The following is a 26,519-nucleotide window of genomic DNA, read 5'->3' as shown; positions in this document are numbered from 1 at the left end:
GACTATAACTTAATTACATATGTAAATAAAAAATGATAATAAAAAAAGAATCGCTTTATGTTTACATCAAAACGTTAAATTTATATACTATAAAAGTATGACTACCATGAAAGGAATTCTCATGGATTATAGTGTTGCTATTACACTGGGATTTCTTGTATTTGCAATCGTAATGTTTGCATTGGAGAAAATTCCATTGTCTATTACGGCTATGATTGTGGCCGTTGGATTACATCTTTCTGGTGTATTAACTGCAGCGGAAGCTTTTAAAGGTTTCGTTGACTCTAATGTTATTTTGTTTATTGCTATGTTTATTATCGGCGCTGCTTTCTTTGAAACAGGTGTAGCTGTTGATGTTGGTAACGTTGTTAATAAATTTGCTAAAAATGAAACTATCCTTATTATTGCTATTATGATGCTTACAGGTATTATGTCTGGCTTCTTATCTAATACAGGTACTGCAGCGGTTATGATTCCTGTTGTTATTGGTATTTGCAAAAAGGGTGGTTTTAACCAAACTAAATTCTTAATGCCAATCGTATTTGCCGCTGCTATGGGGGGGAATATTTCTATGATTGGCTCTCCTGGTAATATGATTGCAAATTCTAATTTGCAAGAAGCCGGCCTTGGATCCTTTAGTTTCTTTGCTTATGGTGAAGTAGGTTTACCTATGCTTATCGTAGGTACTTTATTCTATGCATTCATTGGTAAAAGATTCTTACCTGAGGTTCCAACGCGTGAACCTGATCCAAACTATCAAAAAAATGCTGATTTTAGTCATGTTCCAGTTTGGAAAAAATGGGTAGCTGGTTTGGTATTGGTGTTGACTATCGCTGCTATGATTTTTGAAAAACAAATTGGCGTATCCTTAGCGGTTAGTGCTTGGGTAGGTGCACTTGTTATCGTAGCGACAGGAGTTATTACCGAAAACGAAGCAGTTAAGTCTATTGATATGAAGACAATTCTACTATTTGTAGGTTCCTTAGCTCTTGGTACAGCAATGGTAAAATCTGGGGCAGGTGCATATATTGCAAATCTTATTGTTGATGCTTTGGGGGATACACCTAATCCATTGGCATTATTAGCGGTACTTTTCTTCCTATCTGTATTTATGACAAACTTTATGTCCAATACAGCAGATGTTGCATTGCTAGCTCCAATCGGATTGTCTTTAGCATCTCAATTAGGTTTTGATCCTAAGGCGATTCTTGTTGCAATCGTAATTTCTAGCTCTCTTGCGTATGGTACACCTATAGGGATGCCTGCGAATACTATGGTATATAATGTAGCTGGTTATAGTTTTAAGGACTATGTGAAAGCCGGCGTACCGTTGATTGTAGTATCTGCAATTGTATCTTTAGTATTGTTACCGATTTTGTTCCCGTTTAACCCATAATTATATTAAGGTTAGTCATACAAGGGGCTGTAACAGGATGTGGTTGTACCACATTCTAGTTGCAGTCCCTTTATAATATAAAAAATACCAAGAAAATTAAGTTTGTAACATCCTAGGTTTTCTTGGTATTTTTTGTTTTTAGACGCACCTAGGGTTGTTTTGTTACAGCCCCTTATTTCTTATTTGGAGAAAATATTTTGGTAATAAGTTAATATAATATAGAGATAGGCAAGAATTGATTAGACATATGGTCTACTTTCATATATAATAGATTACTGTAGTTGCACAAATATACACCTACAGTAGACAGTTAATATTAAATATTGAATATTAGAGAGTAAGGTTATAGTTGTTATATAGTTTATAGATGGCCTTAGTGCCGAGGAGGCTTTATGTTAAGCGATATTGAGATTGCCCAACAGAATAGAATGGAAAAGATTCAGGTTATTGCCAATAAATGTGGTTTAACACCTGATGATATTGAACAATATGGTCATTATAAAGCTAAAATTTCTTTTGATGCTATTCGTCGTTTAGAATCTGAGCCAGATGGTAAGTTAGTGCTAGTCACAGCGATTACGCCAACACCAGCAGGGGAAGGTAAGTCTACAACGAGCATTGGTCTCGTACAGGGGCTACAAAAAATCGGTAAAAATGCAATTGCTACATTACGTGAGCCATCCTTAGGACCTGTTTTTGGGATTAAAGGTGGTGCAGCAGGTGGTGGTTATGCTCAAGTTGTACCTATGGATGACATCAATCTTCATTTTACAGGTGATATGCATGCTATTACAGCGGCTAACAATTTATTATCCGCTATGATCGATAACCATATCCATCAAGGAAATGAATTGCAAATCGATTTGCGTCAACTATCTTGGACACGTGTTCTAGATATGAATGATCGTGCTCTTCGCAATGTGACAGTTGCACTTGGTGGCAAAGTATGTGGATTCCCTCGGGAAGATCATTTTATGATTACTGTAGCTTCTGAAATCATGGCTATTCTTTGCTTAGCTAAGGATTTAGAAGATTTGAAAGAACGGTTTGGTCGCATCGTTATCGGTTGTAACTTAGCAGGTGATCCTGTTTATGTTCATCAACTTGGTTGCCAAGGGGCAATGGCGCTTCTCATGAAAGATGCTATCAAGCCAAATCTCGTACAAACATTGGAACATACACCAGCTATTGTTCACGGTGGTCCCTTTGCAAATATCGCTCATGGTTGTAACTCCATTGTAGCTACAAAACTAGGACTTAAGCTTGGTGATATCGTAGTTACTGAAGCCGGCTTTGGCGCTGACTTGGGTGCTGAAAAATTCCTTGATATTAAATGCCGATACGGCGATATTTTCCCTGATGCAATCGTTATCGTAGCTACATTACGAGCTCTTAAAATGCATGGTGGTGTACCAAAACAAGAGTTGAATACAGAAAATGTTGAAGCCGTAACTAAAGGTTTCAGCAACTTACAAAAAGCAATTGAAAACATGCGTTATTTCAATGTGCCTGTATTAGTGGCAATCAATAAATTTGCTAGCGATACAGATGCAGAAATTGCTGAGTTGACTCGCCTATGTGATGAGTTTGGCGTGCCTGTAGAGCTTAATGAATGTTGGGAAAAGGGCGGCGAAGGCGGCACTGATATGGCGAAAAAAGTTGTAGAGTTACTTGAAGGCCCTAAGCCAACACCTAAATTCGTATATGAGTTAGAAGATAGTTTAGAGGACAAAGTTAATAAAATCGTTAAAACTATTTATGGTGGCGATGGTGTTATCTTTACGGACAAAGCCAAAAAGCAAATTAAACAATTAGCAGATTGGGGACTTGATCGTTTGCCTGTATGTATGGCGAAAACGCAATACTCCTTATCCGATAATCCAGCTCTTTTAGGCGCACCAACTGGCTTTACAATTACTGTATCCGATATTCGTGTTGCTAATGGGGCAGGCTTTATCGTGTGTCGTACAGGTGACGTAATGGTTATGCCGGGCCTTCCTAAACGTCCTGCTGCTCTTAATATGGATATCGAAGCAGACGGCACAATTAAAGGCTTGTTCTAATAGAAAGTATTTTTACATGAGGCTATGTTATGAAATTAGTAGAACAACGAGTAATAGATTTTGTGGCTGCTACTGCCTCTAAAGAGCCAACGCCAGGTGGTGGTGCTATTGCGGCATTGACTGCCGCAACGGGGGCGGCTTTAGCAGAAATGGTAGCCAACCTAACAGTTGGTAAAAAGGGCTATGAAGCGGTTCAGCCTGAAATGGAGGAGCTTCAAGCTAAAGCAGAAGCGATTCGCAAGCGCATGCTCGAATTATCTCAAGCTGATGCAGATGTATTTAATATCTTTATGAACGCCTTAGGATTGCCAAAGAATACAGATGAAGAAAAGGCTGCGCGTACAGCTGCTATTCAACAAGCATACAAAGATGCGGCTATGGTACCTTTTGAAATTGGAGAATTAGCGAATCAAATATTTGATTTAGCAGAATTAGCCTCTCGTAAGGGGAATCAAAACCTTATTACAGATGGTATTATTGCTGCCATTAATGCGCGTGCTGCGGTGAAATCGGCTTTTTTGAATGTGCGTATTAATTTATCTGGTATTAAAGATGAAAGTTTTGTAGCAGAACTAACATCTAAGATGTATGCCATTGAAAAAGATCTTGATGTTAAAGAGTCGTCTATCATAGGGTTATATGAATAATAAGAGATTATAATATAAATCCAATAATATAACCGAGCAAACTATAAAAGTTCGGGAAATAATATAAAGAGAGCCTATTAATACATATAAAATAATAGACTCTCTTTTTTGTATTGTTAAAATCCGAACGATAGTGTAAAATAAACGGGTGATATTTCGAGATTTTATGTAGGAGACATTATGACAGATCAAAAACAAATGAATACGGTCGATAGCATGCTGCCCATACCACAGCTCTTTGCCTTTGGTTTACAGCATGTACTTGCTATGTATGCTGGAGCTGTTGCGGTACCGATTATTGTGGCACAGGCGATGAATTTACCGGTGGAGGACTTGATTCGACTTATTACAGCAGACTTGTTTACCTGCGGCATTGCGACCTTAATTCAAACATTAGGCTTCGGTAATATAGGTGGGCGTATCCCTATGATCCAAGGTGTTACCTTTGCATCTGTCGGACCTATGACTATGATTGGGGCACAGCATGGTATGACTGCCATTTACGGTGCCATTATTGTAGCAGGTCTATTTACTTTTATAGTAGCTCCATTCTTTAGCCGTCTAATTCGACTGTTCCCCCCTGTTGTAACGGGAACCATAATTACTCTTATTGGGATTAACTTAATGCCAGTTGCCATTAATTGGATGGGGGGCGGCGTAGGAAATCCAGAATTTGGAAGCTATACAAACATAGGACTTGGGTTTCTTACGTTCTTAATTGTTGTATTTGTATACAAGTTTGCTAAAGGTTTCTTAAGTAATCTTTCTGTATTAATAGGCTTGATCGCAGGCACAGCAATTGCCTTTGCAATGGGGGTTGCTAATTTTGATGAAGTTGGTCGATCTCAATGGGTTGCTTTCATTGAACCATTCTATTTTGGTTTGCCAACCTTTGACTGGGCTTCTGTACTATCTATGATTATCGTCATGCTCGTTGTCATGGTAGAGACGACAGGTGATAGTATTGCTATTGGTGAAATTGTGGATAAGCCAATAGGTCGAAAAGAATTGGCTTCTGTTATTCGTGCCGATGGTATTTCTACTTTAATAGGGGGAATTCTTAATAGTTTCCCATATACAGCCTTTGCTCAAAATGTAGGACTTATTGCGGTTACAGGTGTTAAAAGTCGCTTTGTAGTAGCTGCATCTGGAGTAATCTTAATTTTGTTAGGTTTATTCCCTAAATTAGCCGCTATTGTTGCTAGTATACCAAATGCAGTACTCGGTGGTGCTGGCATTGCTATGTTTGGCATGATTGTTGCTAGCGGTATTCGCTCTCTTGGCAAGGTTAGCTTTGATGGTAATCATAACTTGATGCTTGTGGCGATTAGTATTGGTGTGGCTATGATCCCTATTGCGGCGCCGAACTTTTATGCTAATTTCCCTGATTGGGCACAAATTATATTAAAATCTGGCATTACCTTTGGTAGTATTACGGCAATCTTGCTTAACTTATTACTCAATGGTGTTAATCATGGCGATGAAATTCAAGAAATGGGTCGTCGCTAAATAATACATACGAGAACTCTATTCCTATAGAATAGAGTTCTTTTTAGTGATTAAATTCACAGGGAAAATGTATGAATACTATGCTATAATATATAGATAATTGTAGAACTATTTTGTGATACTTTCATAAAATAGGAATACAGTCTGGATTTACAATTAAGTGTTTATAAAAAGTTATGTATATGGAATGTTCCCATAAGAAGGGAAGGGGCACGTGGCAGACGGAAAGATTATTGCTATCTCCATTAGTGAGAAAAAAGGGCAAAAAAAACATAATATTGAATCCGCCAATCTCATTGTAGATCATGGGATGGAGGGAGATGCTCATGCAGGAAATTGGCATCGTCAAATCAGCTTACTTGGTATCGCTAGTATTGAACATATGCGGGCGCAAGGTGCAGATGTTAAACCTGGTGATTTCGCTGAAAACATTACAGTAGAAGGTATGGTTCTTTATGAATTAGCTGTAGGGACTCACTTACAAGTAGGTGATGATGTGATTCTTGAAATTACTCAAATTGGCAAGGAATGCCATCATGGTTGCGAAATCATGAAACAAGTTGGTTCTTGCATTATGCCTACACAAGGTATCTTTGGTAAGGTTCTTAAAAACGGTACGATTCGCGTAGGTGATGAAGTATCTATTATTAAATAATTTTGAGTTGGTAAACGAGGTGTATTATGAAAGACGCATGGGGCCGTACAATTGAATATGTACGTCTGTCGCTGACAGATGCGTGTAATTTTTGTTGTCCCTACTGCCGGCCTGCAGAAATTACGCCTCAAAGTCAAACGCAACTATTGTCTGTTGATGAATGGATGACCATTTTAGGAGCTTTCCATCATATTGGTGTGAAGGCAGTACGCCTCACAGGTGGTGAGCCTTTGCTCTATCCACATATTGAAGAACTACTAGGTCGCATTAAAGAATCAGGTTGGTTTGAAGATATCTCTATGACTACCAATGGCAGTTTATTAGCTTCACGAGCGCAACGGTTAAAAAAATTTGGCTTGAATCGTGTGAATATTAGTTTGGACTCTCTTGAAACTGAAGCTTTTGCTACCTGTGTTGGTAAAACGGGACAGTTGGAGTCTGTTCTCGACGGTATACGTAGTGCTATTAATGCTAACTTTAAATCCGTTAAGATTAATACCGTTTTATCTCGTTATTGGTCCGATGATGAAGTTAAATCTTTATTACAATATGTTGAAAAATGGCCTGTTGTTTGGCGGTTTATTGAATACATGCCGTTCCAAGGTGATGCCTTTCATGGGCCTACCTTTGATGAATGGAAGGAACAATTAGAACGCGTTAGTGGCGGATCTCTCACAGAGGTTCATTCTGTTTATGGCTTTGGTCCAGCTACATATTTGGCACTGCCTAGTGGTAAGGCCGTGGGCTTTATTTTTTCTATGTCTCATAGCTATTGTGATACATGCAATCGTGTGCGCCTTACATCTGATGGTCAAATGCGATTGTGCTTGTTGCGAGATGATGAGGCTGACCTTGTATCGCTCGTGCGCAATGGTGCCTCAGAAGAGGCTTTAGCCACGCATATCGAACGTGCTTTGCAACGAAAACAAGAACGACATGATGGTATAGGCATGGAGCAACCAGAACGACCAATGTGGCGAATCGGAGGGTAGTATGGGATTTTTTGATTTTTTAAAGCCTAGATCAAAGGAAAATATTGAATCATGCTGGCCTGGAGGCAAGATGCTTCAAGTCCATATAGAATACGATACACAAGAGTCTGTTTTTACCTATTTTGGTCGTTATGGGTTACAGTTTAGCGTTCCTAAGTCTAATTTAACGAATATTATTGTTAAAGAAGTAAGCCGCACTCATAGTGTGCTTCAACTATATAGTGGTGAAAACTGCGTAGGGACTAGTGATTTACTCCCTACTGAGGCCTGTAATATTATGAAGGATTGGGTATTACAATATTAATAATATGAATGTTGATATTTTATAGGAGTGTAATAAATTTTCTTTACATTCCTATAAAATAAGCATATAATTATTCATGTCATGGACCACTAGCTCAGCTGGCAGAGCACCTGACTCTTAATCAGGGTGTCCAGGGTTCGAACCCCTGGTGGTCCACCAGAGTAAAGAACTCACATTTTATGTGAGTTCTTTTTTTGTAAATATTTTTCTTTTAGCTTTTTATATATCTTTTTAACCTTTACATAGTTATTTACATGGTTAAAATACGTTGTGGTTTAATCCTATTTTTCTCAAACGAGTAGTCATTGATTCCATTAAGTTTATAAACTTTGATATTAATTGAATATAGTATTGATACAATATAATATATTTTATAGACAGTAAAACTATAATAGCTTATGATGGTTTTATAATAGTTTTCTCACTAGGAGGTACCAAATGGCAGTAGATGTTTCTAGAACACAAGATGTGTATAAAGATGCTGGCCAAAGTGTCAACTTCACTACTTTGTTATTAAACCGTAAAGATCATGAGGCAGAGCTTGAAGTGATTCAAGATATGGCAGATCGTATTCAAGCCATTAAACGTTCTGTTAGTATTCGCGCTAATGGGGAAGGTTTGGGCATTGCCTTTGGCTTTAGCCGTAAGGCATGGGATTATTTGTTTCCTAATGCACCGGTACCAAAAGAGTTAGAAGACTTCCAAGGCATAAAAGGTGATAAACAAGATGTACCAGCTGTAGTAGCTGACTTATTTTTGCATGTCCGCTCTAATGATGAATCTGTTACGTATACTGTAGTAGATCAAATTATGGAGTTCTTACGCCCTATTACATCTGTTGTAGATGAAACCCATGGCTTCCACTACGAACAAGGTCGTGCGATTATTGATTTCGTTGATGGTACGGAAAACCCTGTTGGCCAAGAGGCTGTAGAGTGGGGCGTTATTGGTGATGAAGATCCTGAATTCACTAACGGCTCTTATGCATTTGCTCAAAAATATGAACATGATCTTGATGCATGGCGTGCACTTCCTACAGAAATGCAAGAAAAATTCATTGGTCGTCGTAAATTTAGCGATATTGAATTAGAGGATGATGAAAAAGATCCGGCAGCTCACAATGTAGTGGCTCAAGATAATCGTGATGACGAAGAACACAAAATCGTTCGTATGAATGTTCCATTTGCTCAACCAGGACATGGCGTACGTGGTACATTTTTCATCGGTTATGCTCGTTACTGGGATGTAACTAAAACAATGCTTACCAATATGTTTACGCAAAACGATAAATTGCTTGATTACTCCAAACCTATTACTGGCATGTTATTCTTCATCCCATCTCTTGATACATTGGATGCTATTGCGGAAGGTGAACTATAACCGAATTCTGATTAATATTGGAAAGCTGTATATTCACTTAATTAGTTAGTAATATTTGGTTTTATCTATTAGATTAAAAATTTATTATATAATTCTATAGAAAGCGCCCCAAGTGGGCGCTTTTATGCTATAATAAATCTATTAAACTCGTAAAAATCCATTGTAGTCATGAATGAGGTATTCCATGAATTATACTAGCACCCGAGGTACCGTTGCGGTAAATGAAACATATGCATTGTTGCACGGCTTAGCAGAGGATGGTGGCCTATATGTACCATCTTTATTTCCTACAAACTGCTTAACTTACAATGATGTGAAAGATAAAAACTACCAAGAAGTAGCAGCCGTTGTTTTAGCAAAGTTGTTTCCATGCTTTTCCGAAGCTCATTTAAATGAAATGATTAATTCTGCTTATTGCGATGCTAACTTCAGCACCCGTGATATTGCACCATTACACTCTTTATTGGAAAAGGTTTCCGTGTTGGAATTATTCCATGGCCGCACACAAGCTTTCAAAGATATGGCCTTGTCCTTATTCCCATATTTGTTAGTGGCAGCTAAAGAGGCGGAAGGTGAGAAAAAAGAGGTTCTTATCTTAACGGCTACCTCTGGTGATACTGGTAAAGCAGCTCTTGAGGGCTTCAAGGATGTACCGGGAACTCATATTCAAGTATTCTACCCGACTGATGGCGTTAGTCCTATGCAAGCGGAACAAATGCAAAAACAAGAAGGGGAGAATGTTAATGTTACGGCTATTCATGGCAATTTTGACGATGCTCAACAATTCTTGAAACGCCTCTTTGTTGATAAAGCGACTGCTGAAGAGGTTGCTGAAAAAGGTATTATGTTCTCCAGTGCGAACTCTATCAATATTGGTCGTTTAGCTCCACAAGTAGTTTACTATGTAAATGCCTATGCTGAACTGGTTGCACAAGGTGCAATCCATGAAGATGAAGCTTTCAACGTTGTAGTTCCAACAGGTAACTTCGGTAATATCTTGGCTGCTTACTATGCTAAAAAAATGGGGATTCCTATCGGCAAATTGATTTGTGCATCTAATCAAAATAACGTACTTACTGACTTCTTTGAAAACGGTACCTACGATATGAACCGCCCATTCTATACGACGATTTCTCCATCTATGGATATTCTTGAATCCTCTAACTTTGAACGATTCTTATATTATATTTCTGGTGAAGATAGCGAACGTACAGTAGGATGGATGAAAGATCTTAAAACAACAGGCAAATTAACTGTTAATGAAGAAGAGTTCAAACGTGTTAAGACTGATTTTGCTGGTGCCTACGTTGATGATGAAGAAACAAAAGCAATCATTGAACAAGTATATAATTCTTACGGTTATGTAATGGATCCTCATACGGCAGTTGCTATGGGGGCGTATATGAAGGAGTTGGAGAAGCATCCTGAAGATGGCGCTCGTCATACAGTGATTGCATCTACAGCACATCCATTTAAATTTCCTACACCAATCTGTGAGGCATTGGATATCAAGGTGGGCGAGACTCCTTATGAAAGCTTAGATAATATCTCTGCTGTAACGGGTGTTGCCTTCCCTAAACAATTGGAAGCCTTACAATCCAAACCATTGCGCTTTACAAAAGCAATCGACAAAGAGAATATGAAACAAGAAATCTTAGATTTTGTAGATACATTCTCTAAATAATACAATGCCGCCTTTCCTTAGAAGGGCGGCATATCTATATGTTTTTTATTGAGTAATCATTTTTTATTGATTAACCAATTAAATTCATTTTCTCATTAAATTAACATTCATCATATGATATGGAATTTTGTTAGTATGTATTGATGTATTCATTATTTATAGAAATATGGGTTTATAATTATATAGAGAAATATAATTATAGGAGGGGCTATGGCTAAAAAGGGCCTTATATATGCATTGTTATCCGCACTTTTATTTAGTACGATGAATGTATTTGTAAAACTGTTAGGGACAAATATTCCACCTGGGGAGATCGCTTTTGCCCGTGGGTTCTTTGGGACTGTTGCGGTGCTCATTATTATGTATGTGAAGGGCATCCGTTTTTCAAAAGAGGATCGGGGGCTCCTCGTCATGCGTGGCTTATACGGCGGTTTTGGTATGGTATGTAATTTCATAGCATTGGTACACATAAAATTATCTGATGCAACAATTCTATTTCAGACGACAGGAATATTTGTTTTTATCTTTAGTGCTCTGTTTCTGAAGGAATCGATACCTAAAGGGGCTGGCAAATGGCTTGGAGTCATTTTGATTGCTGTCTTAGTAATGGTAAATCCTTTTAGTTATGAATCATTTTCTTGGTATGCATTGGTAGCAATTTTAGGTGCTGCTTTAGCTGCGGCGGCCTATACGACGATACGAACTATTAGTAAACGCGGAAAACATAGTAATTTTGAAATCATGGCCTATTTCATGATTACTGGCATGATTGCGGGCCTCGTCACTACTGATAAGCTCGTTATGCCTCAAGGTACAGATTGGCTCATTATCTTCGCTATCGGTGGTATTAGTGTAGTGGCTCAGTTTTTCTTGACTGGCGCCTTTGTTACGACCAATGCTGTAGTGGCTCAATTCTTGCAATACGTTGGCGTATTTATTAGTTCCTTCTATGGGTTCTTGATCTTTGGTGAAAGCTTATCCATAGCAACAGTAGGAGCTGGTATTGCTATGTTTATATCCTCTGTCATGTTGGCGCGTCTTAAAGAACAGAGTGGTCCATTAAGAGAGGGCAAGGTTATAGAGGATAAAATTAAATAAATGTCGAATATATACAGTATCAGACTGTATATGACAGTGGGGGTGCTGATTACATTCGTGATTGGCACCTTTTTACATAAAAGATAAAATACAGGGGTATTAGTTAGTGATTTATTGTAATGAAATATACTAGAGCTTTTTCATTTTGAAAGTAGCTACAGACGGAGGAGCTATGTATATAAAATGGATGCATATTGAAAACTATAGGAACTTAGCCGATGTAACGCTAAGCTTTCACAATGATATTAATTACTTTGTCGGTGAAAATGCGGTAGGTAAGTCTAATTTTTTAGATCTCTTAGAAATTATCATGGAGTGCCATGGTTTTATTGAAAGTGATTTTACGGATGTAAATAAGCCTATTCGCATTGATTTTGAAATATCTCTAGGTGAGTTAAATTATAAAAGCATGTATACTGCTGATGAGGGACCTACCTACCGTTTACGACTTGAACAAGTTGTACAAGAGGTATATCCACGATTATACAGAGTCACTGATGCAGGGATTGAGCCTATGCCGTTGTCTATGATTCGTCATGCTTTATATGTGTGTCATCGCGATACCTCAGAGCAGGAACTGTTTTCTATACCGTCCTCTATATATGTAGAATTAGGACAGCTATTACAAGCTTATGTGTCTCGATTAGAAATGCCTACTGATGATTTTCAGCGTGAAATTGTTAGTTTACGTAAGGATTTAGATCCTTACTGTATGCTCAATATTCAACATCTTGTAGAGGTATTGTCTACATCCTCCGCTATGGAACGTAAGTATTCTGCTGATAATGTACGATTGATTATGGCTGTGGCTCTCAAGATTTTGGCTCAAATTTATATGAAAGTGAGTAGTGCAACTACAAATTTAGAATCTTTACTTGTATATGATGCAAAGGGATACAAGTTTTTACCAATCTTTATAAGTGTGGATGAGCCTGAGCTACATTTAAGTCCGTATTTGCAACGGGCTGTGCTCAATTATTACCGTCAAATTGCAACTAATGAAAATGAAGAGTTTTTAGCATTGCTGCGAGATATTTTTAAAATAGATGGATTGTTAGGACAGCTCTTTGTGGTTACTCACAGTACGGATGCGCTAGTTGACGATTATCGTCATATTATTCGGCTTTATCGGGATGAAAATAATATGGTCTGTGCAGCGTGTGGAGTTACTTTCAATTTTCCTAAAGAGGTAGAGAAACACTTGATTATGCATTTTCCTGAGGCAAAAGAGGCTCTATACGCTCGGTGTATTATCATCGTAGAAGGGGAGACTGAGTACGGTAGCTTTACAGGCTTTGGTAAAAAATTAGGCGTGGACTTTGACTATTTTGGAATCTGTCTTATCAACGCTCGGGGCGAGTCCTCTATCAGTAAATTGCAAAAATTGTTTAATAGATTCTCTATTCCTACAGTAGCTCTCTATGATCGCGATGTAGAGGGAAAATATGCAAAAGCACATAGCAATATATTCTATACGGAGGAAATTTGTTTTGAAATGGATTTTGTATCGTATCTACTTGCGATGCACAAGCGTTCCATAATGGATGCCATCATCAAGGACATTATTGATGACGCTCGTCCAATGGTAACAAAGGATATGGCGCGGCGTGGTTATGCTAAATTAGGTATTACTAAAAGCCAAATTGTACAACGATGTTTACCAAATATTTCGGATCGTAAGTTGGATGATTTACATATCTATTACTTCTCTTGGTTTTATGCTAATAAAGGAGTAATTGTAGGGCGACGTATTAGTCAATTTTTAGATGCTTCCATGATACCACCTGCATTTATTGCAGTAATAGAGCGTGCTAAACTTCTTTCGCTAGGCTTAGGTTAATGGAGTAATACATTACTACTTCTAATTAATAGAGTCTGACCAAAGTTTTGTTAGACTCTATTTTTTCGAAGGTAACATAGCGTTTTAGAGTGTAGGCATAGGAAATATGGTGTAAAAAATACGCATAATAAGCGATTTATTACTATAATAGATAGAATTATAAAAAACTATATTAACTAAATTTTAAAAACTACATCGAAATTTCTTGACATCTTTTTATCTTTATTTTATGATTAGTACTGTTATTAATGCATTCTCAATTAAACGTATCTAGGAGTATGAAAATGAAAGACTTTCTAAATGACTTTAAAGCATTTGCTTTCAAAGGCAATATGATGGACCTAGCTATTGGTATGATTATTGGTGCTGCTTTCACAGCATTGGTTAATTCTGTTGTAAACAACCTATTCATGCCTATTCTCAGTGTATTCACAGGTGGTATTGATTTTAGTAATTTGTACTTGCCATTGAGCACAGGTTCTAAAGATGCATTCATGTCTGGTGCTGATATTGCTACAGCTCGTGCAGCTGGATCTGTATTGCCATATGGTACATTTATTACTGATTTGATTCAATTCTTGATTTTGGCATTTGTTGTATTCTTGATGGTTCGTGGTTTGGCTAAAATGATGAAATCTGCGAAAGAAGAGGAAGTTGCAGAAGCACCTGCAACGAAAGAATGTCAATTCTGTAAATCTGAAATCAATATCAATGCAGTTAAATGCCCTAACTGTACTGCAGATTTGAACTAGTTCAAATTTAAATTATACATAAAAGGAGTGAGGTTTTGACCTTACTCCTTTTTGTTGTATTACGTTAGCTTTCTAGTATAAAATATAATTATAATATATAGAATTTTTTAGGGAGGGATATACATGGAAAAGAAACCTCTAGTAGTAGTAAATGGACTGGTTCGCAAAGATGCGATTGCATATTTAAAAGAGCATGTAGATGTGCGCCAATGGACTGAAAAAACAGTGATGCCTCGTGAGGTACTGAAGGAATGGCTCATTGATGCGGATGGTTTGTGGTGTGTACGACCTTTAGATGTAGATGGTGATCTTGTAAAGAATGCGCCAAATTTAAAGGTTATAGCACAAGCGGCCGTAGGTTATGATAATGTAAATATTGATGAACTAACAGTGGCAGGTATTCCTTATGGCAATACGCCAGGTGTTCTCAATGAAACGGTAGCAGAACTTGCATTTACGTTGATTGCCACGGCTAGTCGTCGTATTATAGAAAATGCTAACTTTGTAAAAGACGGTCGTTGGGCTCAAAGACCTTCTAATATTAAAGGTTTTGATTTAAGTCGTCGCACTCTTGGTATCATTGGCATGGGGGCTATCGGCGTATCCATTTCTCGACGTGCCCGTGCGTTTGGTATGACTGTTGTGTATCATAATCGTAATCAACGTTTGGATGATAAGATTCATAAGACTACTTATATGGAGTTAGATGATTTATTAGCCATTAGTGATGTAGTATGCGTTATGGCTCCATTGACAGATGAAACATATCATATGTGTGATGAAGCGTTTTTCAAGAAGATGAAGAATACAGCTTTATTTGTTAATGTTGGTCGTGGACCTATCGTAGATACTGATGCACTTATCAATGCTCTTAAAATGGGTGAAATCGATTATGCTGCCCTCGATGTAACGGATCCAGAACCATTACCAGCGGATCATCCATTGTTAGATGTAGAAAACTGCCTTATTGTACCGCATATTGGCTCTTACACAGATAGAACTCGTTATGACATGTCTATTTTGACAGCGGATAATATTATTGCCGGCGTTCATAAGAAACCTTTAAAAACATGTGTAAATGAAGAAGTAAATTATAAGAAACCTCAAATGGATGTAGAGTCTGCGCTAGAAGAGCTTAAAAAGGCTGGCGTTGATTTAACTGATTTCGACTAAAAGTGGAAGACATTAAAAGATATGCGGTTTTATACAAAATATGGTAAAATAAAAGAATATTTTTCCTATGGAGGTAAGAACGTTGGAACATAAAGACATTGAAAAAGATGTAGCTCCTGAAGAAGTTGTATCTGTTAACTTTATTGAAGCTATTATCAACAAAGATAACGAAACTGGCAAATACGGTGGCCGTGTATTGACTCGCTTTCCACCAGAACCAAATGGTTACTTGCATATTGGACATGCTAAATCTATTTGCCTCAACTTTGGTATTGGTAAACAATACAATGGCTTAACAAATCTTCGCTTTGATGATACAAATCCTGTAAAAGAAGATGTCGAATATGTAAACTCCATCATGGAAGACGTTAAATGGCTTGGATTTGATTGGAATGAACAACCACGCTATGCATCTGATTATTTTGACCAAATGTATGAGTATGCTAAGAAATTAATCACCCTTGGCAAGGCTTATGTAGATGATCAAAGTGCAGATGAAATTAAACAAAATCGCGGCGATTTCTCTACTCCTGGTGTCAATAGTCCATACCGTGAGCGTAGTGTAGAAGAAAACTTGGCACTCTTCGAAGAAATGAAGGCTGGCAAGTATAAAGATGGGGAAAAGGTATTGCGTGCAAAAATCGACATGGCGCATCCTAATATCGTAATGCGTGATCCTGTTATTTATCGTATTGTAAATACAGAGCATCATAATACGGGTAATGAGTGGAAAATTTACCCTATGTATGATTTTGCCCATCCTATCGAAGATGCTATTGAACGCATTACGCATTCTATTTGTACATTGGAATTTGAAGTTCACCGGCCATTATATGATTGGGTGTTAGAGGAATGGGATGATACTGAAATTCCTCAACAAATTGAGTTTGCTCGCTTGAATGTAACTAAAATGGTTATGTCCAAACGTAAATTGCGTGCTCTTGTTGAGGCAGGCCTTGTAGCTGGTTGGGATGATCCTCGTATGCCTACTATTTCTGGTTTGCGCCGTCGTGGTTATACACCGGAATCTATTCGTGATTTCTGTGATCGCATTGGTGTAGCGAAGGCGGATAGCGTTGTTGATATTGCTTTGCTTGAGTTCTGTATCCGTGAAGATTTGAAACTCAAAGCTACACGCCCTATGGTAGTTATTGATCCTGTGAAAGTTGTTATTACGAACTATCCAGAAGGTCAAACTGAACTTTGCACAGTTGAAAACAATCCAGAAAATGAAGAGTTGGGTAACCGTGAAGTTGTATTCGGTCGTGAAATCTACATTGAACGCAATGACTTTATGGAAGAGCCAGTTAAGAAATTCTTCCGCTTGGCACCAGGTAAAGAAGTACGCTTAAAAGGTGCATACTTCATTACATGTACTGATGTTATTAAAGATGAAAATGGCAATATTACAGAAATACACTGTACATATGATCCAGAAACTAAGAGTGGTAGCGGTTGTACTCGTAAGGTAAAAGGGACATTGCACTGGGTTGAAGCATCTACTGCAGTAGATATTGAATCTCGCTTATATGATTATTTACTTAAAGAAGATTCGGATGGTAAAGACTTCTTGGGCGATTTCAACCATGACTCCTTACAAGTATTCCATAGTAAAGGGGAAGCATGTCTTGCTAATACTGTACCAGGTGATCATTTCCAATTCTTGCGTCAAGGTTACTTTGTAACTGATAAAGACAGTACTTCAGAACATATTGTGATGAACCGTATTGTTGGTTTACGCGATAGTTGGGCTAAGGCACAAAAGAAATAATATAACGCTTATTTTATATTACTATAATGTTAAAGAACCGCTCCTTGGTGGGCGGTTCTTTAACACTGGGTTATTACTATAAATACTTTAATGACAATAGATATTTAGAATAGCCTAAGCCATTGTTTGGCTTTAATCTCTAGATGTTGTATTGCTAGCTTATTATATTAAAGCTTTGATGAGGAAAAACATGAAGAAATTAGTATTACTTGCTACGGCAGCGGCTGTGTTGGCATCTGTGCCAGCTACTGGTTCTGCAGCAAATATCAAGTCCATTTTAAATAGAAGTCAAACTGTAACATATCAAGGTGTTAAATTGCCTGAAGGTGTTACTATGTATCAAAACAATCCTAAAGCATTATTTGCAGGGGAAGGGAAAAAAGACGTTAAATCTGTACTTCTTGAAGCAGGTGTATCTTCTGCAGATGTATATACATTAAATATTAAAACAGAAAACGAAATGCGATATGCTGTTTATGCTAATGTTGTATTAGGTAAACAATTATCTGGTCGTATGAGTGAAGCAAAACATATGAATACAGATTCTTCCTCAATTGGTGCATTGGCCGCTGCTATTAACAAGGGTGAGAGCCCTGCGCTTGGCACTTTTACGGTAATAAATCCATTAGTAAAACAAGGCAATGCCTATGAAGGTACATTGAAATATAAAAGTGTAGCTAATAATAATTCTTATAATGAGATATTACATATTAGTATTTCTGAAGATAAATATACAGGACCAAATGCTCATTTAATCGCTGTTGATGAAGCTAATGATAGTGTTGTATTCCCTAAAGTTAAAGGTTTATTACATACCAAATAATTAATAATTATTGAAAATATATATCAATTATTCTTGACAATTTTTCTCATCAAGAGTACTATGAGCCTATAGGAATTATTCTCATTAGAGGAAATTCTAACGATGTGCAACAGGCAGGTACTATTATGATGAATTCAATTGACCATATCATTGGATATCATTGTGCACCGGCAATTCGAGGTATTAAGCTATCGAACTTGGTTTCTATTCCACGGGACATGAATGAACAAATCCAATTTGTATTGATAGAGTATAATAAAGCGTTCAATGAAAAAGGATTGTTCTTCTTTGAATTATGTCGTTGTAAAGCGCGAAGACTATTATTGGTATTCCGTGAGAAGCAATTAAGAGACTATGTACGGCAACCTGCGGTGATGTTATTTTTGAAAGCCTACGGTTATCATGATCGAATGAGCATTATGGAGATGCTCGAACATCTTAGATATCGTATGGAAGTAAGCATTGAGTTTCCACATGAAATCGGCATTTTTCTAGGTTACCCATTAAAGGATGTGAAATGTTTTATTTCTTATCGTGGTGGGGGATACCGAATGTGCGGAGAGTGGAAGGTTTACCATGATGTGGTAAATGCGCAACGCTCTTTCTTGTGTTACAAAGCATGTCGTGAATTTTGTCAAACTCAATTGATGTTGGGAAAAACATTTAGTTCATTGGTCGCAAGAACGGCCTAGGAGGTACAAGATGATTGGTGTAATTTTTTGGTCCGGTACAGGCAATACAGAACGCATGGCTTATGAAGTAGCTGAAGGTATTAAAGCTGCAGGTCAAGAAGTTGAAGTAAAATCCGTTTCTGAAGTATCTGTTGATGAAGCAGCCGCTTATGAAAAATTAGCTCTTGGCTGTGCTGATATGGGTGCAGAACAATTAGAAGAAGGCGAATTTGAACCATTCTACACTGAACTAGAAGGCAAGTTGAGTGGTAAAAAAATAGCGATCTTTGGCTCCTATGGTTGGGGTGGTACTTGGTTGGAAGACTGGGGCACTCGAATTAAAGATGCTGGTGGCGAATTAGTGGCTGATGGCGTAGCAATCTTGGGCGAACCTGATGATGATGGTAATGCACAATGCCAAGAATTAGGTAAAACATTAGCAAACGCTTAATTTGATTTTAATTACTAACATAAATACTAATAGTTAATAATAAAAGGTTGTAATGACGATAATTCGTTATTACAGCCTTTTTTGTATGTACTTATGATTGATATGATGGAGCAAAGGTCATTAAAAATTTTGATATCGATAAGTAAATGTGATGAAAATCATAATGTTTATTTATCTTTATCTCTATTTGTGTATATAAGCGCATAATTATAAATAACTTTAATACATAATTATATTGCGTTTTTGTACACATAGTCCTATAATTTAGTTAAAGAACCTAACAAAAATTTAGGTTGATACAAAAATAGTTAGGGTTAATTTTATATTAGCTATTAACCGGGCTAGCGTAATTTAAACGGGAAAGGTTAATCTATGACATTGAAAGAGGGGTTATTTCAATGAGTACATTAGAGCGAATAAAAGTCATAGCCCATGGATTAGCGGTACAATTTGGACCATCCTGTGAAGTATTGATTCATGATTTACAAGGGGATATTAATTCTTCTCTTGTATATATTGAGAATGGAACTATAACTAATAGACATGTTGGTGATGGCCCATCGCATGTGGTTTTAGATGTGCTGAGTCATGACGATGGTAGCGAGGGCAGATTTGGTTATCTCACAAAGACTAAAGATGGTCGAATATTAAAATCTTCTACCATGTATATTCGTGATGATACAGGTCGTATAGCATACTTGTTGGGGATTAACCAAGATATAACAGAGTTTGTTATGATGCATCGACTTTTGGATAGTTTGGTCAATACAGGTCAGGAAGATGCAGGATCTGTTGAAAAAATTACGACGAGTGTATCGGAACTATTAGATGATTTATTACTAGACGTAGAGCGTTTAGTTGGTAAACCAGGACCATTGATGAATAAGGTGGAACGCTTAAAAGCTATTACCTATTTAAACGAAAAAGGGGCTTTTCTTATCTCGAAGTCTTCTGAGAAGATAGCAGAGTATTTTAATATTTCTAAGTTTACTCTTTATAGTGATTTAAATACTGTAAAGGAAGAATCCTAGGAGGCAAATATGGAACGAATTCAGTGGAAACGTAATACAATGGCACCATCAAGTGACAAGTTTTTGTCCGTTATGGATGTTAGAGAGGTTAAGAAAGCTAAAGCGTTTCATGAAAGTTTTCCACAATATAGCGTTACTCCACTTGTATCGCTTAAGAATTTAGCGTCTTATATCGGTGTTGATGCACTCTTTGTAAAAGATGAATCCTACCGATTTGGCCTTAATGCATTTAAGGTATTAGGCGGCTCCTATGCGATGGCAAAATATGTGGCGCAACAAACTGGTAAAGCTGTTGAGGATGTACCATATGATGTATTAACATCTGCAAAATTAAAAGAAGAGTTTGGTCAAGCTACATTCTTTACTGCCACTGATGGTAACCACGGTCGCGGTGTAGCATGGGCAGCTAATAAATTAGGTCAAAAATCTGTAGTATTTATGCCAAAGGGCTCTACAGAATATCGTAGAAAACAAATCGAAAACGAAGGAGCTACCGTAACAATCGAAGACTTCAACTACGATGAGTGTGTACGCTTAGCAACCAAAAAGTCTAAAGAAGTTCCTAACGGTGTTGTAGTTCAAGATACTGCCTGGGAAGGTTATGAAGAAATTCCAAACTGGATTATGCAAGGCTATGGCACCATGGCTATGGAAACAGCCAATCAATTAGAAGCTGATAATTGTAAAGTTCCTACACATGTATTTGTACAAGCTGGTGTAGGTTCCCTTGCCGGTTCTGTAGTGGGTTACTTCACTAATCTATACAGCAATGTGGCTAAAAAACCTAAATTAGTTGTTGTAGAAGCGGCAGCTGCAGCTTGTTTATACAAAGGTGCTGTAGCTGATGATGGTAAACCTCGTATCGTAGAGGGTGATTTAGAAACAATCATGGCAGGCTTAGCTTGTGGTGAACCGAACACAGTTTCTTGGGAAATTTTGAGAAATCATGCAGATGTATTCGTTTCTGCGCCTGACTGGGTGGCACGTTTAGGCATGCGCGTTGGCGGTGCACCGATTAAAGGCGATACTCCAATTACTACTGGAGAGTCTGGTGCAGTTCCATTAGGTCTTGTAATGGCAATTATGACAATGCCGGAATATGAAGACTTACGGAAAGAGTTAGAACTAGATGCGTCTTCAAAGGTACTCTGTTTCTCCACTGAAGGTGATACGGACCCTGAAAGATATAAAAATATTATGTGGTATGGTGAAGATCGTTAGGAGGCATTAATTATGGATTTACAAGCAATTAAACAAGCAGCGGCAACTTATGGCCCAGCGATGACAAAGTTTTTACGTGAGATCGTAGCATTCCCAGGTGAAAGTGCTGAAGAAAAAGATCATGTAAAACGTATAGAACAAGAGATGAAAGATCTAGGATTTGATGAAGTTGAAGTAGATCCTATGGGGAATATTCTTGGATATATGGGTACAGGAAAAACCCTCATTGCCTTTGATGGACATATTGATACAGTTGGTATTGGCAATCGTGATAATTGGGATTTTGATCCATACGATGGTTTCGAAGACGAAACTAAAATTGGTGGTCGTGGCGTATCTGACCAATTGGGTGGTATCGTATCCGCTGTATACGGCGCTAAGATTATGAAAGATTTAGGACTTCTAAGTGATAAATATCGTGTACTTGTTGTAGGCACCGTACAAGAAGAGGACTGTGATGGCCTTTGCTGGGAATACATGATTAAAGAACGTAATATCCGTCCTGAATTTGTAGTATCTACAGAACCAACTGATGGCGGTATCTATCGTGGGCAACGTGGTCGTATGGAAATTCGTGTAGATGTACAAGGCGTATCTTGCCATGGTTCTGCTCCTGAACGCGGTGACAACGCAATTTATAAAATGGCAGATATACTTCAAGACATCCGTGAATTGAATGCTAACTCTGCTGATGAAAGCACAAAAATTAAGGGCCTTGTTAAAATGCTTGATCCAAAATTTAACCCTGACCACTATGAAGAAGCTCGCTTCTTAGGTCGCGGTACAGTAACTACTTCCCAAATTTTCTATACTTCTCCAAGCCGTTGTGCAGTAGCTGACTCCTGCGCTATTTCCTTGGACCGTCGTATGACTGCTGGTGAAACTTGGCAAAGTTGCTTGGCAGAAATCGAAGAATTACCACATGTTAAAGAATATGGTGCGAAAGTATCCATGTACGAATATGCTCGTCCATCTTGGACTGGTTTAACCTATCCAATCGAATGCTACTTCCCAACTTGGGTAATTCCTAAAGATCATAAAGTAACAGAAGCTTTGGAAGAAGCATACACTAGCTTATATGGCAACGAACGTATTGGTGCAGAAGATACAGTTGAAATGCGTAAAGCTCGCCCATTAACTGATAAATGGACATTCTCCACAAATGGTGTATCTATCATGGGTCGTAATGGCATCCCTTGTATTGGCTTCGGTCCTGGCGCAGAAGCACAAGCACATGCTCCTAACGAAATTACATGGAAACAAGATCTTGTAACATGTGCCGCTGTATATGCATTGTTACCATCCGTATACTGCAAAGACTAATATCACATATATTGAATTAGATCTATTTTAACGAAAATAACTGAAAATAGTTGATATTAAGAATTTCATATGGTACCTCAACATTTGATGAGGCATCGTATAAAGTTAGATCCTAAGTAGCCCTTTAGGGAATTGAAAGAGAGGACTTACAGATGACAGACTTCAATAAAAGTATTGAAACACTACAAGGCTTAGATGTTAGTAAAATGTACGGCGAAGATTTCTTCCTAACTTGGGAAAAATCTGATGACGAATTAAAAGGTGTTTGGGCAGTAGCTGATGCATTGCGTGCTCTTAGAGAACGCAATATCTCCACTAAAGTATTTGACAGCGGTCTTGGCATTTCCTTATTCCGCGATAACTCTACAAGAACTCGTTTCTCCTTTGCTTCCGCTTGTAATTTGCTAGGCCTTGAAGTTCAAGATTTAGATGAAGGCAAATCTCAAATCGCTCACGGTGAAACAGTTCGTGAAACAGCTAATATGATTTCCTTTATGGCAGATGTTATCGGTATTCGTGATGATATGTATATTGGTAAAGGGAATGCTTATATGCATCAAGTATCTGATGCAGTTAAAGAAGGTCATGAAGATGGTGTACTAGAGCAACGCCCAACGCTTGTAAACCTACAATGTGATATTGACCATCCTACACAAATCATGGCTGATACAGCTCATATCATCAAAGAATTCGGCGGTGTAGAAAACCTTAAAGGCAAAAAGATTGCTATGACTTGGGCATACTCCCCATCTTATGGTAAACCTTTATCCGTACCTCAAGGTGCTATTGGCTTATTCACTCGTCTCGGTATGGAAGTTGTATTAGCACATCCAGAAGGGTATGAAGTAATGCCGGAAGTTGAAGAAATCGCTAAGAAACAAGCTGAAGCTAGCGGCGGTTCATTCCGTAGAACTAACGACATGAAGGATGCTTTCAAAGATGCAGACATCGTATATCCTAAGAGCTGGGCTCCATTCGGTGCAATGGAAAAACGTACAAAACTGTATGGTGAAAATGATCATGAAGGTATTAAAGCATTAGAAAAAGTTCTTCTTGAAGAAAATGGTAAACATAAAGATTGGGCATGTACGGAAGAGATGATGAGTCTCACAAAGGACGGCAAAGCTCTTTACTTACATTGCTTACCAGCAGATATTACAGGTGTAAGTTGTGAAGAAGGCGAAGTAGATGCAACAGTATTTGATCGCTACCGCATACCTCTTTATAAGGAAGCAAGCTACAAACCATATGTTATTGCAGCTATGATTTTCCTTAGCAAATTTAAAAATCCTGTAGAAACCTTAAAAGAATTAGAACGGAAGGGAACCGAACGAGTTCAACCGTAAAGTAAAGTTTAGGGGCCATCCGTATTGATGGCTCCTTTTATTCTTAATAGTTTGTTATGAGGCATAACATGAAAAAGAGAGTTGTAGTAGCATTAGGGGGAAATGCATTAGGCAATTCCTTACCAGAACAGAAAATTGCTGTAAAAAGTACAGCTAAAACAATTATTGATTTAGTAGAAGCTGATTGTGATGTAGTGGTAACACATGGTAATGGACCTCAAATTGGTATGATCAACAATGCGATGGCTGCATTGACTCGTGAAGTAGAAGGTCAACCAAACACTCCATTATCTGTATGTGTAGCAATGAGCCAAGCTTATATTGGTTATGACTTACAAAATGCTCTTCACGAAGAGCTCTTAAATCGTGGTATAAAAGATTTGCCAACAATGACTATGGTTACACAAGTACTTGTTGATCAAAATGACCCAGCTTTTCAAAATCCTACAAAACCAATTGGACACTTTATGACTCAGGAAGAAGCTGAATACGCAGAAAAGAATTACGATTATGTGGTAAAAGAAGATGCGGGACGTGGTTATCGTCGTGTGGTGGCATCTCCAGCACCAAAAGAAATTATTGAACTAGAAGCAATTAAAGGTTTAGTAGGTAAACAATTAATTGTTGCTTGTGGTGGGGGAGGTATCCCAGTAACTAAAGAAGGTAATGAACTTCATGGTGCAGCCGCTGTTATTGATAAAGATTGGACTAGTAGTTTATTGGCCCAAGAAATTGATGCTGATGTTCTCGTTATTTTAACAGCTGTTGAAAAGGTTGCCATTAACTTTGGTAAAGAAAATGAAAAATGGCTTGATGAAATAACCGTTACACAAGCTAAAGAATTTGTATCAGCTGGTGAGTTTGCAGAAGGCTCGATGAAACCAAAGGTAGAAGCCGCTATAGCATTTGCAGAATCCCAAAAAGGCCGTGTTTCAATTATCACATTATTAGAGAAATCTAAAGATGGTATAGCAGGAAAAACAGGCACACGTATCGTATTATAATAATATATAAGTTTATAAGTATGCATTTCAACGAATCGTTGAGGAGGTGCCCACATGATTATATTAGGAAAAGGTACTGTTATTACTCGCGACGCTGATAGACCTATCATTTATGATGGTGCTATTGCTATCGACGGGACTCAAATTGTTGATATTGGTATATATGATGAATTATGTAAAACGTATGTAAATGCAGAAATCATTGATGCTCATGGTGGCCTAATTATGCCAGGTTTCATTAATGCACATCACCATATTTATTCCGCTCTTGCACGAGGTTTATCATTGCCAGGTCCGGCACCGACTAACTTCGGTGAAATCTTGGAAGGACTTTGGTTCTACTTAGATAATAAATTGACCGCTCCTGATGTAAAAGCAAGTGCATTACTTACGTATTTAGGCTGTATCGAAAATGGTGTAACTACTATTTTTGACCATCACGCAAGTTATGGTGAAGTGCCTAACAGCTTATCCATCATTGCAGATGTAGCTAAACAGTTTGGTGTTCGCTCTTGCTTGTGCTACGAAGTGTCTGACCGTAACGGTGTTGATCAGATGAAAGCCGCTGTTGCAGAAAATGTACGTTTTGGTAAAGAGGCTAAAAAAGATCCATCTAGACTCGCTGCTATGATGGGCTTACATGCATCCTTTACTCTAAGTCCTGAAACATTAGATTATGTGAAAGCACAAAATGAAGACAAGTTAGGATATCACGTTCATGTTGCTGAAGGCCCAGAAGATGTGGCAGATAGTAAAGAAAAATATGGCATGACACCTGTTAGACGCCTCGTAGAGGCAGGTATTTTAGGCCCTAAGAGCATCGCTGGTCACTGTGTACACGTAACTGACGAAGATGTGGCATTATTGAAAAACTCTCAAGCTAAGGTCGTACATAACCCAGAAAGTAATATGGGTAATGCAGTAGGCACGACAGATATCTTAAAACTATTAGATGCAGGGATCACTGTTGGGCTTGGCACAGATGGTTATACAAATGATATGCTCGAATCTTATAAAGTAGCGAATTGTCTCGTGAAACATGAGCAACATAAACCATATGTAGGCTGGGGCGAAGTACCTCATATGCTATTTGAAAACAATCGCAAAATGGCTAATGAATTCTTCGATACTACGGTAGGCATCCTTAAAAAAGGTGCCGCAGCTGACGTAATTGTTCTTGATTACGCAGCACCAACACCACTTGATGAAAACAACATCAATGGTCACTTACTATTCGGTACTAATGGTATGTATGTGGTAACAACTATTAGTGATGGTGTACCACGCATGATTGATCGTAAATTACAAGGCATTGATAAAGCTGAAGTAATGGACGAAGTTTTAGCAACATCTAAAGGTTTATGGAAACGACTAAACCCATAACG

The 26,519-nt window shown here is 37.9% G+C and carries 23 protein-coding genes and 1 tRNA gene; all 24 read left to right on the top strand.

The window, feature by feature from the left end:
• Positions 1–121: 121 nt before the first annotated feature.
• The 24 genes from ACGHIY_RS06495 to ssnA all read left to right on the top strand — a co-directional run bounded on the left by ACGHIY_RS06495 (position 122) and on the right by ssnA (position 26,517).
• On the top strand, positions 122–1,396 hold the full coding sequence (locus tag ACGHIY_RS06495; RefSeq protein ID WP_118091374.1) for an SLC13 family permease: 1,275 nt from the start codon (positions 122–124) through the stop codon (positions 1,394–1,396).
• Between the two features lie 392 nt (positions 1,397–1,788).
• Positions 1,789–3,459, top strand: a complete 1,671-nt coding sequence (locus ACGHIY_RS06490; protein WP_390525384.1) for a formate--tetrahydrofolate ligase — start codon at positions 1,789–1,791, stop codon at positions 3,457–3,459.
• A gap of 29 nt (positions 3,460–3,488) precedes the next feature.
• On the top strand, positions 3,489–4,106 hold the full coding sequence (locus ACGHIY_RS06485) for a cyclodeaminase/cyclohydrolase family protein (protein WP_205112529.1): 618 nt from the start codon (positions 3,489–3,491) through the stop codon (positions 4,104–4,106).
• Between the two features lie 180 nt (positions 4,107–4,286).
• The gene (locus ACGHIY_RS06480; protein WP_012864632.1) at positions 4,287–5,615 is read left to right on the top strand and encodes a nucleobase:cation symporter-2 family protein; all 1,329 of its coding nucleotides are present in this window, start codon (positions 4,287–4,289) and stop codon (positions 5,613–5,615) included.
• 214 nt (positions 5,616–5,829) lie between these two features.
• Complete coding sequence (locus tag ACGHIY_RS06475; protein WP_173014547.1) at positions 5,830–6,270, top strand: MOSC domain-containing protein; 441 nt, start codon at positions 5,830–5,832, stop codon at positions 6,268–6,270.
• Positions 6,271–6,296: 26 nt separating this feature from the next.
• Entirely contained in the window at positions 6,297–7,262 is a 966-nt protein-coding gene (gene moaA, locus ACGHIY_RS06470) for a GTP 3',8-cyclase MoaA (protein WP_390525383.1), read from the top strand.
• A gap of 1 nt (position 7,263) precedes the next feature.
• Entirely contained in the window at positions 7,264–7,566 is a 303-nt protein-coding gene (locus tag ACGHIY_RS06465; protein WP_008601476.1) for a hypothetical protein, read from the top strand.
• An 83-nt stretch (positions 7,567–7,649) separates the two neighbouring features.
• Positions 7,650–7,725, top strand: a tRNA-Lys gene (locus ACGHIY_RS06460).
• Positions 7,726–8,004: 279 nt separating this feature from the next.
• A complete protein-coding gene (locus tag ACGHIY_RS06455; RefSeq protein WP_390525382.1) occupies positions 8,005–8,946 on the top strand; it encodes a Dyp-type peroxidase in 942 nt (313 codons plus the stop codon).
• A gap of 184 nt (positions 8,947–9,130) precedes the next feature.
• Entirely contained in the window at positions 9,131–10,630 is a 1,500-nt protein-coding gene (gene thrC, locus ACGHIY_RS06450) for a threonine synthase (protein ID WP_008601471.1), read from the top strand.
• A 210-nt stretch (positions 10,631–10,840) separates the two neighbouring features.
• Positions 10,841–11,728 carry a DMT family transporter gene (locus ACGHIY_RS06445; protein ID WP_008601469.1) on the top strand — a complete coding sequence of 296 codons (888 nt, stop codon included), beginning with the start codon at positions 10,841–10,843 and terminating at the stop codon, positions 11,726–11,728.
• A gap of 172 nt (positions 11,729–11,900) precedes the next feature.
• Positions 11,901–13,568 carry an ATP-dependent endonuclease gene (locus ACGHIY_RS06440; protein ID WP_039965060.1) on the top strand — a complete coding sequence of 556 codons (1,668 nt, stop codon included), beginning with the start codon at positions 11,901–11,903 and terminating at the stop codon, positions 13,566–13,568.
• A 284-nt stretch (positions 13,569–13,852) separates the two neighbouring features.
• Positions 13,853–14,320, top strand: coding sequence for a large conductance mechanosensitive channel protein MscL (gene mscL, locus ACGHIY_RS06435; RefSeq protein WP_039965058.1), 468 nt, complete (start codon positions 13,853–13,855; stop codon positions 14,318–14,320).
• 123 nt (positions 14,321–14,443) lie between these two features.
• Positions 14,444–15,493 (top strand): D-glycerate dehydrogenase, encoded by a 1,050-nt coding sequence (locus ACGHIY_RS06430; protein WP_316060926.1) that lies wholly within the window; start codon positions 14,444–14,446, stop codon positions 15,491–15,493.
• Positions 15,494–15,575: 82 nt separating this feature from the next.
• Positions 15,576–17,264: a glutamine--tRNA ligase/YqeY domain fusion protein gene (locus tag ACGHIY_RS06425; protein WP_390525381.1), complete on the top strand. Its 1,689-nt coding sequence runs from the start codon at positions 15,576–15,578 to the stop codon at positions 17,262–17,264.
• A gap of 190 nt (positions 17,265–17,454) precedes the next feature.
• Positions 17,455–18,087: a hypothetical protein gene (locus ACGHIY_RS06420; protein ID WP_221740907.1), complete on the top strand. Its 633-nt coding sequence runs from the start codon at positions 17,455–17,457 to the stop codon at positions 18,085–18,087.
• Positions 18,088–18,191: 104 nt separating this feature from the next.
• Positions 18,192–18,779: a DUF3793 family protein gene (locus ACGHIY_RS06415; protein ID WP_008714331.1), complete on the top strand. Its 588-nt coding sequence runs from the start codon at positions 18,192–18,194 to the stop codon at positions 18,777–18,779.
• A gap of 10 nt (positions 18,780–18,789) precedes the next feature.
• The gene (locus ACGHIY_RS06410) at positions 18,790–19,209 is read left to right on the top strand and encodes a flavodoxin (RefSeq protein WP_004696544.1); all 420 of its coding nucleotides are present in this window, start codon (positions 18,790–18,792) and stop codon (positions 19,207–19,209) included.
• A 398-nt stretch (positions 19,210–19,607) separates the two neighbouring features.
• A complete protein-coding gene (locus tag ACGHIY_RS06405; RefSeq protein ID WP_004698662.1) occupies positions 19,608–20,240 on the top strand; it encodes a transcriptional regulator in 633 nt (210 codons plus the stop codon).
• A gap of 9 nt (positions 20,241–20,249) precedes the next feature.
• On the top strand, positions 20,250–21,461 hold the full coding sequence (gene dpaL / locus ACGHIY_RS06400) for a diaminopropionate ammonia-lyase (protein ID WP_390525380.1): 1,212 nt from the start codon (positions 20,250–20,252) through the stop codon (positions 21,459–21,461).
• A 12-nt stretch (positions 21,462–21,473) separates the two neighbouring features.
• A complete protein-coding gene (locus ACGHIY_RS06395; RefSeq protein ID WP_004698551.1) occupies positions 21,474–22,784 on the top strand; it encodes a YgeY family selenium metabolism-linked hydrolase in 1,311 nt (436 codons plus the stop codon).
• Positions 22,785–22,936: 152 nt separating this feature from the next.
• On the top strand, positions 22,937–24,130 hold the full coding sequence (gene ygeW / locus ACGHIY_RS06390; RefSeq protein ID WP_004698646.1) for a knotted carbamoyltransferase YgeW: 1,194 nt from the start codon (positions 22,937–22,939) through the stop codon (positions 24,128–24,130).
• A gap of 68 nt (positions 24,131–24,198) precedes the next feature.
• A complete protein-coding gene (gene arcC, locus ACGHIY_RS06385; RefSeq protein WP_195394639.1) occupies positions 24,199–25,134 on the top strand; it encodes a carbamate kinase in 936 nt (311 codons plus the stop codon).
• Positions 25,135–25,188: 54 nt separating this feature from the next.
• Positions 25,189–26,517 carry a putative aminohydrolase SsnA gene (ssnA, locus tag ACGHIY_RS06380; protein ID WP_195394640.1) on the top strand — a complete coding sequence of 443 codons (1,329 nt, stop codon included), beginning with the start codon at positions 25,189–25,191 and terminating at the stop codon, positions 26,515–26,517.
• The last annotated feature ends 2 nt before the right edge of the window (positions 26,518–26,519 follow it).

This window comes from Veillonella parvula, from assembly GCF_042850485.1.
Lineage (GTDB): Bacteria > Bacillota > Negativicutes > Veillonellales > Veillonellaceae > Veillonella > Veillonella parvula_Q.
The sequence above is the reverse complement of the archived record's forward strand: the minus strand, read 5'-3'. Positions and strand labels throughout refer to the sequence as shown.